The sequence below is a fragment of the Bacteroides uniformis genome, assembly GCF_025147485.1.
GTDB lineage: Bacteria > Bacteroidota > Bacteroidia > Bacteroidales > Bacteroidaceae > Bacteroides > Bacteroides uniformis.
Genome location: NZ_CP102263.1, coordinates 4,616,281 through 4,629,452, shown reverse-complemented (window position 1 = coordinate 4,629,452; position 13,172 = coordinate 4,616,281). Strand labels below are relative to the sequence as shown.

The 13,172-nt window shown below is 44.3% G+C and carries 13 protein-coding genes; 4 read left to right on the top strand and 9 right to left on the bottom strand.

The window, feature by feature from the left end; genetic code table 11:
* Positions 1-351 precede the first annotated feature (351 nt).
* Both NQ510_RS18820 and NQ510_RS18815 read right to left on the bottom strand, forming a co-directional pair.
* Entirely contained in the window at positions 352-1,245 is an 894-nt protein-coding gene (locus NQ510_RS18820) for an MlaD family protein (protein WP_005827282.1), read from the bottom strand.
* Positions 1,246-1,258: 13 nt separating this feature from the next.
* Entirely contained in the window at positions 1,259-2,494 is a 1,236-nt protein-coding gene (locus NQ510_RS18815) for an N-acetylmuramoyl-L-alanine amidase family protein (RefSeq protein ID WP_005827280.1), read from the bottom strand.
* A gap of 200 nt (positions 2,495-2,694) precedes the next feature.
* Here NQ510_RS18815 and NQ510_RS18810 point away from each other — a divergent pair, with 200 nt between their 5' ends.
* Positions 2,695-3,648 (top strand): transporter, encoded by a 954-nt coding sequence (locus tag NQ510_RS18810; protein ID WP_005827275.1) that lies wholly within the window; start codon positions 2,695-2,697, stop codon positions 3,646-3,648.
* Positions 3,649-3,660: 12 nt separating this feature from the next.
* On the opposite strand, the gene NQ510_RS18805 is transcribed toward NQ510_RS18810, so the two are convergent.
* The 7 genes from NQ510_RS18805 to NQ510_RS18775 all read right to left on the bottom strand — a co-directional run bounded on the left by NQ510_RS18805 (position 3,661) and on the right by NQ510_RS18775 (position 7,834).
* Positions 3,661-3,936 carry a hypothetical protein gene (locus NQ510_RS18805; RefSeq protein WP_005833197.1) on the bottom strand — a complete coding sequence of 92 codons (276 nt, stop codon included), beginning with the start codon at positions 3,934-3,936 and terminating at the stop codon, positions 3,661-3,663.
* 143 nt (positions 3,937-4,079) lie between these two features.
* Positions 4,080-4,661 (bottom strand): Crp/Fnr family transcriptional regulator, encoded by a 582-nt coding sequence (locus NQ510_RS18800; protein WP_005827269.1) that lies wholly within the window; start codon positions 4,659-4,661, stop codon positions 4,080-4,082.
* Between the two features lie 34 nt (positions 4,662-4,695).
* On the bottom strand, positions 4,696-5,052 hold the full coding sequence (locus NQ510_RS18795) for a DUF3795 domain-containing protein (protein WP_005827267.1): 357 nt from the start codon (positions 5,050-5,052) through the stop codon (positions 4,696-4,698).
* Positions 5,049-5,531 carry a GNAT family N-acetyltransferase gene (locus NQ510_RS18790; RefSeq protein ID WP_005833190.1) on the bottom strand — a complete coding sequence of 161 codons (483 nt, stop codon included), beginning with the start codon at positions 5,529-5,531 and terminating at the stop codon, positions 5,049-5,051. The genes NQ510_RS18795 and NQ510_RS18790 overlap by 4 nt, the downstream gene beginning before the upstream one ends.
* A 256-nt stretch (positions 5,532-5,787) precedes the next feature.
* The gene (locus NQ510_RS18785) at positions 5,788-6,075 is read right to left on the bottom strand and encodes a hypothetical protein (RefSeq protein WP_005827260.1); all 288 of its coding nucleotides are present in this window, start codon (positions 6,073-6,075) and stop codon (positions 5,788-5,790) included.
* Positions 6,076-6,433: 358 nt separating this feature from the next.
* On the bottom strand, positions 6,434-7,405 hold the full coding sequence (locus NQ510_RS18780; protein WP_005827256.1) for a glycosyltransferase family 2 protein: 972 nt from the start codon (positions 7,403-7,405) through the stop codon (positions 6,434-6,436).
* 51 nt (positions 7,406-7,456) lie between these two features.
* The gene (locus NQ510_RS18775; protein ID WP_005827252.1) at positions 7,457-7,834 is read right to left on the bottom strand and encodes a GtrA family protein; all 378 of its coding nucleotides are present in this window, start codon (positions 7,832-7,834) and stop codon (positions 7,457-7,459) included.
* Between the two features lie 187 nt (positions 7,835-8,021).
* Here NQ510_RS18775 and NQ510_RS18770 point away from each other — a divergent pair, with 187 nt between their 5' ends.
* The 3 genes from NQ510_RS18770 to NQ510_RS18760 all read left to right on the top strand — a co-directional run bounded on the left by NQ510_RS18770 (position 8,022) and on the right by NQ510_RS18760 (position 13,169).
* Positions 8,022-9,755: an ArnT family glycosyltransferase gene (locus tag NQ510_RS18770; RefSeq protein WP_005827248.1), complete on the top strand. Its 1,734-nt coding sequence runs from the start codon at positions 8,022-8,024 to the stop codon at positions 9,753-9,755.
* A gap of 20 nt (positions 9,756-9,775) precedes the next feature.
* Positions 9,776-10,312 (top strand): HD domain-containing protein, encoded by a 537-nt coding sequence (locus tag NQ510_RS18765; RefSeq protein ID WP_005827246.1) that lies wholly within the window; start codon positions 9,776-9,778, stop codon positions 10,310-10,312.
* Positions 10,313-10,391: 79 nt separating this feature from the next.
* The gene (locus tag NQ510_RS18760) at positions 10,392-13,169 is read left to right on the top strand and encodes a putative LPS assembly protein LptD (RefSeq protein ID WP_005827242.1); all 2,778 of its coding nucleotides are present in this window, start codon (positions 10,392-10,394) and stop codon (positions 13,167-13,169) included.
* Positions 13,170-13,172 lie beyond the last annotated feature (3 nt).

Sequence of the window (13,172 nt, the reverse complement as noted above, 5' to 3'; positions counted from 1 at the left end):
AACGGCTATAAATACATTTATTAATTAAGCATAACTTCTACGATTGCAAAATTGGCAATCTTATTCGAGAAAAACAAATCCTTTTTTTCTTGCGTTTTTAGGGAAAGTAATAAGCTCTTTACTTTCAGCTACTTATCGGTTACTATGAGTATACTCCTTATATAAGGTGTGTTGCATTTATCTAATACTTTGTCATATAGTGGTTTATGTAGCTTTGCGTCTCTTGTTTTCTTTCTGTGCCCAGAGCAGGAAAAAGCCCTTTTTCGCTCCTTGTATAGAGCAAATGAGGGCTTTCCTTTTAATTCCTTTATAGACTTATTATTTAGACAAAATCTATATAACGTCCATCTTTTACTTATCTTTCTTGCCGAATAGGGAGAAATGGACGTATCGTTTCGGATGCGATTTCAAGTCTTCCAATAAACTTGCTGCGTTGGCAGTGGTGGCGTTCAGATTATTATATAGAGAAGGGTCGTTTAGCAAAAGTCCGACGGTATTGTCTTTCTGGTTCAATTTGTCTGTAATCATTTTTACATTGTTCAAAGTTGCGTCTACCTTTTGCATGGCGGCAGCATAATCTATCTCCTTTAAGTTGTTGGAAATGAGTGCAAAGTTGTCTCCAATGGTATTGAGCTTGCCGGTCAGTTGTGGAATATCATCCTTCATTAGAGTTTGCAACTGGCGGCTTGTGACGGCCATACTTGCTGTTAAATCTTGTACGTTATGCAAGGTTGCAGGGATGGCGGGGTCGGCTAGTATGACATTTAAGGATGCGAGGATGGAATCCAGCTTGGGCAGCATCTTCTCTACTTGCGGCATCATGGTGGCAACTTTTTCCATCATTCCGTTGTTCAGCACGCCGGGGATTGTGTCTCCAATCTGGTATTTCTCCCGTGGGTTATTGGCAAGCAGCAGGTTCATCTTTACGCCGCCAAGCATTTCGGCTGCCAGTTCTGCCGTACTTCCTTTGGGAATGCGCAGCTCTGGGTCAACATCTATTTCGGCAACGACTTTGCCCGGTTGGGTATAGTCGTAGTACAAGTCGCGGACAATACCCACGCGGAAGCCGTCGGCAAAGACCGGGCTGGATTTTGTCAGCCCATTGACATTCTGGAATTTCACGTAGAAATAGCTGGAGGGCTTGAACATATTTATCCCTTTCAGGTAGTTGATGCCGTATACCAATATGCAAAGTGCAGCTATGCCTGCTATTCCTATTCTAACTTCTTTTGTAATATACTTCATGATGTATCTTTTGTTATTTATTTCTGTTCTTTTTAAATTCGCTGATGGCTGTGTTGACGTTTATCTTTTCTCCATTCTTGAACGCAATGATGAATGCGTCCTTGAATTTGTCCGTAATGCTACGTTTGCTGCGCAGCACCTTGTTGTAATCGGGTGATGCGCCGTACGTATATTTGTAGATTCCGCCTTCTTTATAATAATCCACGTCTTTCAGTCCTTTCAGTCTTTTGTCATTCTTGGCCAGAGGACGTGAAGAAGTGAGTATCTGTATCTTAAACACGATGCCGCTCTGTTCTGTTTGGGAAACGGCTGCATTTTCTGACCTTTGCGGGCGTTGGGCAGCTTGGTTACTCTCCGCTTGAGGTGCATTTTTCTTTTCCGGTGTCGCTGTAGCTGCGTTGCCTTCTTCTTGAACGGGCTCGGGTACATCCTCCGGAAGAATGGTATTGCTGCTTCCGTTCAACCGGATTTCCTGCTCGCGCTTATAGGTGAGGAAAGCGCGGAAGATACCGTTGGCAAGTGAGGTGGTTCCTGCTTCAGTGTTCAGGTACCGTTCCTCTTCCGGTGTGGAGATGAATCCGAGTTCCACCAGTATGCTTGGCATGGCACTGGCCTTCAATACCAGAAAACCTGCCTGGTGCACGCCCCGATCTGTACGTTTGCAGGTTTGGCGGAAATGCTTTTGTACGAGGGAGGCGAGGTGCACACTCTGTGACATGTATTTGTCTTGCATGAATTCGAAGATGATGTAGGACTCTGCCGAGTTGGGATTGAAGCCGGCATACCGCGTCTTGTAGTCGCTTTCGTAGAGGATAACGGCATTTTCGCGCTTGGCTACTTCCAGATTGGCATCCGATTTTGCCAGACCCAGTGTCCAGGTGGAGGCTCCTTTGGCCGTCCGGTTTTTGGCCAGGGCATTGGTATGTATGGAGATGAACAAATCAGCTTTGGCGTTATTGGCAATTTCAGCGCGCCGGTCCAGGGGGATGAATATGTCCCGGTCCCGCGTATAGATAACTTTTACATCAGGGCAGTTCTTCTTGATTTGTTTGCCAAGTTTGAGTGCTACATTCAGGTTGATATTCTTCTCTTTGGAAATTTTTCCCACTGCACCCGGGTCGTGTCCACCGTGTCCGGGGTCTATAACGACAACAAAGTCTTTCGCTTCAGCGCTGCCACTGCAAAAGGGGGAGATAAGCAGCCCTAAGCATATACTTATATATAATATGTATCGTCTGTATAGTTTCATATAATTGTAGCAAAGACAATGCTTCCTTTTCGCTTGGCAAATGTAGTGGAAATTTATAGAAAACTAATGGATTATGTTCAGTTTTATTGTTCTTCTTCTCATTTTTAGTGTAATTAATGTCTGTGTTTGAGTAATTAGTGGCTCAATGTATTGATAATATGCGTAACTTTGCGGCAGATAATTAAAATAGCAAATCAAGTATGCTGGTTCGTTTTATAAAGAACTGGACGTTGCCTTTGGCAATGCTTGCCGGTACTTTGGGATATTTCTTTTTTGCAGACATTCCTTTTGTGGAGCCTGCCAAACCTTATGTGAATGGGTTAGTGGCTTTCCTGACTCCGCTTTTGATTTTTTCCCAACTTCTGCTCACTTTCTGCAAGGTGGAGGTGCATGAACTGAAACCCAAATCGTGGCATGGATGGTTACTGCTGTTCCAGACGGTTTCTTGCTTGATTGTTGCGGTATTGTTGGTGTGTTGCCCTATGGAGGAGGTCTACCGGGAAGTGTTTGAAGGTGCAATGGTCTGCCTCATTTGTCCCACTGCAACCGCTGCGGCTGTCATTACCGGTAAACTGGGTGGAAGCGCATCCAGCCTGACGACCTATACGTTGTTGTCCAATCTTCTGGCAGCTGTGGCTGTTCCTTTGGTTTTCCCGTTGGTGGAGCCTCATGCTGACATTACTTTTTTTGTTGCATTCCTGAAAATTCTGAGTAAAGTCTTTCCATTGCTGCTTTGTCCTTTCTTGCTGGCATGGTTTCTGCGTGCGTTTGTGCCGAAGGTGCATCATTTTCTGTTGGGTTTCCATGATGCAGCCTTCTATTTGTGGGCGGTAGCTCTTGCCATTGTCTCAGGGCAGACGGTACGTTCATTGGTCAATAGTGATGCACCGGTATTTGTTGAACTGCTGATAGCCCTGGCGGGACTGATAACCTGCTGTATACAATTCTATTTGGGAAAGAGAATCGGCGGTCATTATGGTGAGCGCATCAGTGGAGGGCAGGCGCTGGGGCAAAAGAATACGGTGCTTGCCATCTGGATGGCATATACTTATCTTAATCCGTTATCTTCCGTCGGTCCGGGATCGTATGTGCTGTGGCAGAATATAATCAATAGTTATCAGCTGTGGAAGAAAAGGAAAAATGAGACGGAATAACTGCTGAGTATTTTACATCTTATTTGCTTTATGGACATAGAGGGCGGTTGCAACAATTATCAGTACAAATGCCATAATGAGGAATATTATCCGGATAAGGCGATGTTTTGAAAATAGGTTGGCCATGCAGGCAGAAGCCACGCTGAAACGGGCTATTATAGAATCAATTGTGGCGTTTTCGAAAAAGACTGATGCAATACTCCATAGTGCAATAATGGTTAATATAGCATTGGCTGATAAACAAAGAATTTTATCAAGTGGCATTCTAAATACTTTTCTTGTTCTCATATATAGGACTCTATGTTTAACTCCTTTCATTCCTGCCTTTCGCTGAATCAGCCAAAGGATAGGGCAAAGATAAAAGAGAACTTCCTAACAGAATCAATATTGTCTTGGAATATTGTTAAATGATTGAATTTCTAAACCTATGTTTATTCTTTGCTGTCAAAACTCTGTTTGTGTCTGATGCGGCTCATGTGAATAGGGGTTATTTTCAAGTAAGACGCAATTTCTTTTAGGGGTACCATTTGTAGGATTTCTGGACATTTTTTAAGAAGTTGGAGATAGCGTTCTTCCGATGTAAATCTGAACAAATCCAAGTAACGTGAATACGACTGAAAAAATAATTGTTCGGCTGCAATACGGGCTATTCGTTGATTTTCTTTGTTCTCTTCAAATTCTTGTAGAAGTAATTCGGAAGAACAGATGTAGATTCTACATGGGGTTATTGCTTGTATATTCAATTCAGATTTTATGTCGTATAAACAATTGGGATAATCAGAGATAAATTCATTGGCAAAAGAAAAACCTACATTATATGTTTTGTTTTCAGTTTGGTTGATGCAGGTATATTTGATTACACCGGATACAATAAACCCGAAGAAAGAACCGACTTCTCCCTCTCGGAGGATAAATTCATTTCTTTTATAATACCGTAGTTCTCCGTTTCTTAAACACAGTTCCCTAAAAAAGTCAGTGTCTATATTGCCCATGTATGAATTAAAATCTGTCATTTACAACACATGTTTTTCGAAAGGTACAAAATTATTATTTTATTCCTGATTTTTTGTCATTGTTGGTAAGTTGGTTGTGGATTCTCTTATTATAATACTTTAAAAATTTAACTTCACCTACGTTTTTTAAAAGCTTTTGGTTTTCAATGAAGTTTTGTCCGTATTTTAGCCAACGTTTGGTAAATCTTTTGAATTTAGTACATGGGAAATCAGAACACTGGAAACAATGTGTTATTCTTTTTTCCAAGCAACATAAATGGAATGTTTTACATTTTTCACAGCGAGAACCATTCTGTTCTGCTCCTTTGCAGGGACTTTTTTCTCTTGTGTATATGGGACAACCACCACAAAAGACACCACAAGCAGGAATACGTCCGTTATACGATTTCATTCAGCCAGCCTTTTCGCCATCCAAAAATTGGTGAGATAAAGTTGGTTGGCTTTGCGTTTCTGTTCCACTTCTACTATATAGCCTCTTTTCTCAAAGAATGGACGGGCTGTCAGGCTTACTTCTGATGTAATTCGCATGATTCCTCTTGCGGTTGCATACCGTTCTATCTCATTTAGAAGTATGGTAGCAATGCCTTTACCTTGAAAATCTTTATGAATAAACATAGAATGCAAATATCCTTGGTGGGTAATGGATGAAAAGCCGACAATCTGTGACTGTTGATTGGTTGCCACAATAAAATAATGTGTCTTAATCATGTCTTTTATGTGGGAGAGGTCGTTTCCGCACGATGCCCAATCTGCCACTTCTGCTTCTGAATAGTCACGTTTGTTTATATGGAGGACTGTCTCTTGAAACAAACTCATAAGTTCAAGGGCATCAGACTGTTGGGCAATTCTAATTGTAAAATCTGTATTCATGTTTTTAAGTGCTAAAATGTATGCTTTTAGATGTTCCATGTTCTAACAGAAAGTCTTTCAATGTATTTATTGTGTTTGCAAAGATAATCTTTTCATTTCTAATTTATTGGTTTTGGAAACCAAGTTGTTGATTCTCTGCTTCGAATATAAAAAGTATGCGAATTTTTTATGAAGCATGGGAATCTGCTTTCAATCGCCAGCCAATGGCTGATGAATTTAACCGGGTAGATTTCTTGTCAATCGGTTTCAGACCTGCTTATAAGAACAATTTATAACAAAGTACTCCCAATAAAAGCAAGACTAAAGCACATGCTGCAAGAATCGTCTTTGCCCTGAATAGATGTTCTTTATCTGATAATTCCTTTTCAGTAGTATTTCTTCGGATTTCTTCTATTTCCTCAATGGTTACATCGGCTCTCTCAGGACCTTTCCTTTTTACAAGGTATTTGTAGTGCTCCCGCATCCGTCCTCTGCTCAACTTGCGGAGAGCACGGTTCTCTTTATCCCTTTGTAGCATGTCATTGATGCAGCCTAATGTTCCCATAAGCAGATTCTTATCATGTGTAAGCAAAATGGTTTGCTTGCACGTGTACTAAGATACGGCATTTATGTCGCTTTCGCAAGCGATTTTGTGTTTTTTGATATAAACTGATGTGACGATACGATTTTGATAGTTATGTTAACTCATTGTCTGCCAGAGAGTAATTTTGCCAACCCATTGTCATGCTTTTGGCAAACTTTTGCCATGCCTATGGCAAAGTCTTGCCAATAGGGTGGCAAAATCTTGCCAACTTGTCGGCAAGAAAGACACACACTGTTCCCTATACCTTTATTATAGTGTGATAGTGTGAGAAGTGTTTTTCCTTTTTAAAACTTTTGTGTAGAATGATGATGGGCTTCTTTTATTCTGTTTTGCCGGACGGCATCAGCAGTTCTTCTTCATTGTAGCGCGGTCGGTCCTTCACCTCAATGTATATTTTGCCGATGTATTCGCCTACAATCCCCAGCGACACAAGTATCACACCTCCTACCAGCCAGACGGAAATCATCAGTGATGACCATCCGGGGACGGCGTTATGCTGTGTGTAAGAGTGAAGTGTCCATCCGGTGACACACAGTGCCACAAGAATAAAGATGCAGCCTATCCAAAAAATCATACGGACCGGTTTGACGGAAAAGGAAGTGATACCGTCGATGGCAAAATTAAGCATCTTCCGGAAAGGATACTTTGATTCTCCGGCAAAACGCTTGTCACGATTGTAGTACACGCTGTCCGTCTGGTAGCCGATGAGGGGAACCAGTCCCCGAAGAAAAAGGTTGCGCTCGCGGAAGCGGCATAGGTGTTGTACAGCCCGCTGGCTCATCAGGCGGTAGTCGGCATGATTGTAGACGGATTTTACCCCCATTGCCTTCATCAGCCGATAAAAGACCAAAGCGGTGTTGCGTTTGAAGAAAGTGTCGGTCTTCCGTTCTTTACGTACGCCATAAACGATGTCATTGCCCGCTTTATAGCTGTTTATCATGTCCGGAATCACTTGGATGTCATCTTGCAAGTCTGCATCAATGGAGATGGCTATCTCGCAACGCTCTTTTACTGCATTGAGTCCTGCTAGCAGGGCATTCTGGTGTCCTACGTTTCCTGCCAGGTTCAGTCCGCAGGCATAGGCCGTATTTTGGTGCAGTTCTTTGATGATAGCCCATGTCTGGTCGGTGCTTCCGTCGTTTACATATAATATATAGCTTTCCGGGGAAATTTGCCGGGCTTGTATCAGCCGGTCGAATAATTGGCTCAATCGTTTATGGGTTTCATGCAGCACTGCCTCTTCTTTGTAGCAAGGTACGACAACGGCGAGTATGGGAGAGTTTTCCATCATAGAACAAATCTTTTTGCAATATTCGTAAGAAATCGGGAGAAAAACAAATTATCACTCTTTTCTTTTGAAAACGAAACGTACGAGTAAGAAGTTGACCGGAATGGCGATGGCGAAAACCGGAATGGGGGCCAGAGGTTTGGGGATGCCCATCCAGAGAGAGAGGTTCAGCAACCCCATGTGTAGCAGATAGCTGCATAAGTGTGCCCCTCCAAATCCGAAGGCTTTTCTCCATGAGGGCTTCCGGCCGAAGGTAAAGTAAGCAGTCAGATAGAAATTGGCGATGAAGCTGAGAGCATATCCCAGTGTATAGGCTATGTTTACATTGATAACCCATTGTAATACAAAATACAATCCGTAGTGCAGAGCTGTCGCAAAGATGCCCACCATTACGAAGCGTACAAATTCCGGTAGTTGTTTCAGCCGCTTCATCTTAACATTAAATATCTACTCTCTGTTGCCATTATCATTGGGGCGGCAAAGTTAGGCATTGTTTCAGAATTATTTGTAATTTTGCTTTGCGAAATTAAGCTGCATCTCAGCAAATTGCAAATAAATTTGCATCTGCTTTCGGTTTGCGCTATCTTTGCGTCCAGAAAACATAAAAAACAAATAAGGTATGTCGGACAGAAAGAAGGCGTTCTGGTTTATTGCGCTGCTGAGTGTGCTTGTGGTTGTTCCCTTTCTGGGAGAAACCATTTTTTATTCCAAGGGGGAACCGCGGGAGGCGATTGTTGCCCTTTCTATGCTGGAAAGTGGAAACTGGATACTTCCGGTGAACTATGGTACTGATATTGCTTATAAACCCCCTTTCTTCTACTGGTCAATAGCCGCCGTCTCTTCCCTTTTTGGAGAGGTGACGGAGTTTTCCGCCCGTTTCCCGTCTGCATTGGCTTTTTTAGCCATGCAGTTGATGTTCTTTGCCTTTGTGGCAAAACGTAAAAACGTTCAAACGGCGTTTCTGGCCTCTATTCTTCTTTTGTCTTCTTTCGAGGTGCATCGGGCGGCTGTCGCTTGTCGGGTCGATATGGTTCAGGTTGCCTTTATCGTTATTTCCCTTTGTCTGCTGTTCCGCTGGGATGAGAAGGGATGCCGCGGAGTGCCCTGGCTTGCGGTGTTGTTGATGGGATGTGCCACGTTGACCAAAGGGCCGGTAGGCTCCATATTCCCTTGCGCGTGTATCGGTGTGTATCAGTTGTTGCGCGGACGTTCTTTCGGGAAAGCGTTTTTCTCGTTGGTAGGTATCGGCTTGCTTTCTTTTGTTCCTTATTTAGCTTGGGTATACGTAGCTTACAGACAAGGTGGACAACCGTTCCTCGATTTGGTTCTGGAGGAGAATACCGGGCGGTTTATGGGCAAAATGTCCTACGAGTCCCACGAAAATCCTGTATGGTATAATTTCCTGACTTTGATTTGGGGATGGATTCCCTGGACGTTGGTTCTGGTAGTTTCCTTGTTTGGCTTGAAGTGGAAAAACATGCATTGCCTGCCGGAAGGGGATACCCTGCTGTTGCGGTTGAAGAAGGGCTGGAGTGCTTTCCGCAACCAGTCTCCGGTACAATTGTTCACGTGGCTGGTCATTCTGATAATCTTTGTCTTCTACTGCATCCCCAAGAGTAAGCGGAGCGTTTATCTGCTTCCCATCTATCCGTTTATGGCAGTGCTGATAGCTGAGTATCTGTTGGCTTTGGTACAAAAGGGGGCACGAGTTTTCAGGATTTGTGCAATCATCTTTGCTTCTTTGGGCTTGTTGCTTACGCTTGTTTTTGTCGTAGTTCGTCTCGGCCTGGTTCCCGACAGCGTTTTTGGAAGTGGACGCCATGCCGCTGAGAATGTAGCCTTTATGCATGCGTTGGAGGATGTGGCTTTGTCTGTTCCCAAGTGGCTCCTGGTAGCGCTTCCCGTAGTAGCCGCTGTCTGCACATTATGTATGGTGGTAAAGCGTGCGGATAGCCGGTCATTATTATATGGTATAGCAGGATGTATGCTTTGTCTTTTCGTATCATTGGATTCGGTTTATCAGCCCACGGTGCTGGCTGTGAAATCAGATAAACATTTGGCTGAAAGGGTCAATACGTATGTTCCGGAAGGTGTGGTCTATTCTTACTCGAAAATGAGTTTCTATGGTGTTAACTTCTATCTGAAAGACCGCATGCGGCACATTGAAAAGGAACGTCCGTCCAGCGGGGAGGGCTATTTGTTGGTTCCCGTAAAGGAGGAGGAGAATATGTTGGGAGAGCTGGAACAGACGTATCATCTGGAAAAGATATTCCGTACAGACAGACGCAGTTGTGATATGCGTAATGAAATCTGCATGTATAAATTTAGGGCGATTGACATTCATAACCCATAATTTATAACTCATAACTTAAAATGAATCCGATAGATATCATTAACAAATATTATCCGGAAGAGAATGAGTTGCGGCATATACTGTTGACGCACAGCCGTTCCGTAGCCGACAAGTCGTTATGGATTGCCGACCGCCATCCGGAACTTTCATTGGATAAGGATTTTCTGTACGAGGCTGCCATGCTGCACGATATAGGCATTTTTCTTACAGATGCGGCAGGTATCCATTGTTTTGGCGACAAGCCTTATATCTGTCACGGTTATTTGGGAGCCGACCTGATACGCGGCGAAGGCTATCCCCGCCATGCTTTGGTTTGTGAACGCCATACGGGTGCCGGACTTTCATTGGAGGGAATCATTGCGCAGGATTTGCCCGTACCGCATCGTGAAATGGTTCCGGTCAGCTTGGAAGAACAAGCTATCTGTTTTGCCGATAAGTTTTATTCAAAAACTCATTTGGAAAAGGAGAAAAGTGTAGAAAAAGCCCGAAAAAGTTTGGAACGTTATGGTGAAGAAGGGGTACGGCGCTTTGATAATTGGTGCGAACAGTTCTTGTAGCAATCTAAATTTCTTTAAAAAGGGAGATTATCCGTATAAATTATGTACTTTTGCCCCTCCAAGCGTAAACTATTAGTTAATGACGCCATTGAAAGCAAATACATTCATATCATTCATACTACTATTCGTCTTGCTTCTTCTCTCCGGTGGGGCTGCTTCTCAGCGCCGTAGAGCGAAGGTCGCGCCTCCGAATATTCAGCGGACAGACACGTTGCAGGTAGGGGATAGTTTGCAGATGGGAGACTCCCTGCAAGGGGGAAAGGGGCTTCCTGCCGATTCGTTGCAACAAGATACGGTAGCGGCTGCGCCTCCCAAGAAGGATGCATTGGATGCTCCCGTAGCCTACGAAGCCAATGACTCCATTGTATTTACGCAGAGTGGCTTTGCCCATCTTTACGGCCAGGGAAAGGTGAGTTATCCGGGTGCTGACCTGGAGGCTGATGTCATCTCTATGGATATGGACAACAGTACGGTTTTTGCCCGTGGCGTGGTCGATTCTGTAGGAACAGCCAAGGGAAGACCGGTCTTCAAAGACGGGGACACCTCCTACGAAACCGATACTATCCGTTATAACTTCAAGAGTAAAAGAGGTCTTATCAGCAATGTTGTCAGCCAGCAGGGCGAGGGATACGTGACCGGTAATAATGCCAAGAAAGGGAATAATGATGAACTCTATATGAGGAGCGGTCGTTACACGACTTGTGACCATCATGACCACCCCCATTTTTATATGCAGATGACTTATGCCAAGGTACGTCCGAAAAAGAACGTGGTGACGGGACCTGCCTATCTGGTAGTAGAGGATGTGCCGCTTCCGCTTGCCGTTCCATTTTTCTTTTTCCCGTTTTCTAGCAGTTACCAGTCCGGTTTTCTGATGCCTACCTATATGGATGACTCCAATCGTGGCTTCGGTCTGACGGACGGTGGATATTACTTCGCCATCAGTGACCAAATGGACTTGAAGCTGCGGGCGGATATCTTCACGAAAGGTTCTTGGGCGCTGAATATGGAGTCGAACTATGTGAAGCGTTACAAATATTCCGGTTTGCTGCAGGCAAGCTATCAGGTGACCAAGACCGGTGACAAAGGCTTGCCCGACTACTCGGTTGCCAAAGACTTCAAGGTGGTGTGGTCTCACCGGCAGGACCCGAAAGCGAGTCCGAATTCTACCTTTTCTGCCAGTGTGAACTTTGCTACCAGTAGTTATGAGCGTACCAATATCGGCAATATGTACAACTCCCAGGCAATGTCGCAGAATACCAAGACTTCCAGTGTCAGCTATTCGCGTAACTTTCCCGACCAGCATCTGAGCATCTCCGCTTCAGGTAATATTGCCCAGACCATGCGCGACTCCTCTATCGCGGTGACTTTACCGGACATGACCATTTCCTTGAGTACCATTTTCCCTTTCAAGCGCAAACATGCAGTGGGAGATGAAAAGTGGTATGAGAAGATTTCCGTTCGCTATACTGGCCGTGTGAAGAACAGTATCAAGACGAAGGACAATCTGTTGTTCAAGAAGAACCTGATACGCGATTGGGAGAACGGTATGCAGCATGAGATTCCGGTAAGTGCCACGTTTACTTTGTTCAAGTACTTCAATGTGACGCCTACCGTAAACTATACGGAGCGTTGGTACACCCGCAAGGTGAAGAAGGACTGGGACGATGAGCAAGGCAAGGAGGTGAATGATACGACCTACGGTTTTCACCGTGTATACGACTACAGTGCCAGTCTGGGTATCAATACCAAAGTTTATGGTATGTACAAGCCATTGTTTATGAAGAAGAAGGAGATACAGATACGTCACGTCATCACTCCCTCCATCAGTTTCAGCGCTGCACCCGATTTCACTTCGTCCCGTTTTGGCTATTATGACTCTTATATAAAAGACCAGAACGGCATTCGCGATACCGTGCAGTATTCCTATTATGCCGGTCAGGTGTTCAGTCCGCCAAGTGGAGGAAAGCAGGGGCTTATCAGTTTCAATATCTCCAATAACCTTGAAATGAAGTTCAAGGATAAGAATGACTCTATCCGCAAGGTGAGCCTGATTGACGATTTGAGTATGGGTATCAGTTACAACACGGCTGCCCAGGTGCGTCCTTGGAGTGACTTGAGCTTTAATCTCCGTCTGAAGTTGAGCAAGAGTTATACGTTGAGTATGAGCTCTACCTTTGCCACTTATGCTTACGAGTTTGATGAGAACGGAAGGGTGGTGCCCGGTAACCGTACGGAATGGTCGTATGGCCGTTTCGGTCGTTGGTCGGGATATGGTACGTCGTTCAGTTGGACCGTGAACAATGATTCGTGGAAGAAAATAAGGAACTTCTTCACCGGTCAGAAGGATGACGAGGAGCAGGGCCAAGACCAGAATGCCTCGACGGAGGAAGACGGTGACATGGAGGGGGAAACTACCGAGGACGGCACTCCGAAGAAGAAGAAGGAAAAGGCTGCTGCCGATGCTGACGGCTATCAGGTATTCAAGATGCCTTGGTCTATCAACTTCAGTACCGGTTTCAATATTACGGAAGACACCAGTAAGCCCATTAATCGTAAGAACATGCGCTATCCGTACAAATTCAGCCTGAATTCCCTTAATATAAACGGTAACGTCAAGCTTACCAATAAATGGGCTGTCAGCTTCAATTCCGGTTATGACTTCAATGCGAAGGAGATAACGCAGACCGCTTTCAACATCACACGTGACCTGCACTGTTTCAGCATGACGGCTGCCATATCACCTTTCGGACGCTGGAAATACTATAACTTTACCATCCGTGCCAATGCAAGTATCCTGCAAGACTTGAAATGGGAACAGAGAAGCCAGACTCAGAGTAATATTCAGTGGTATTGATGT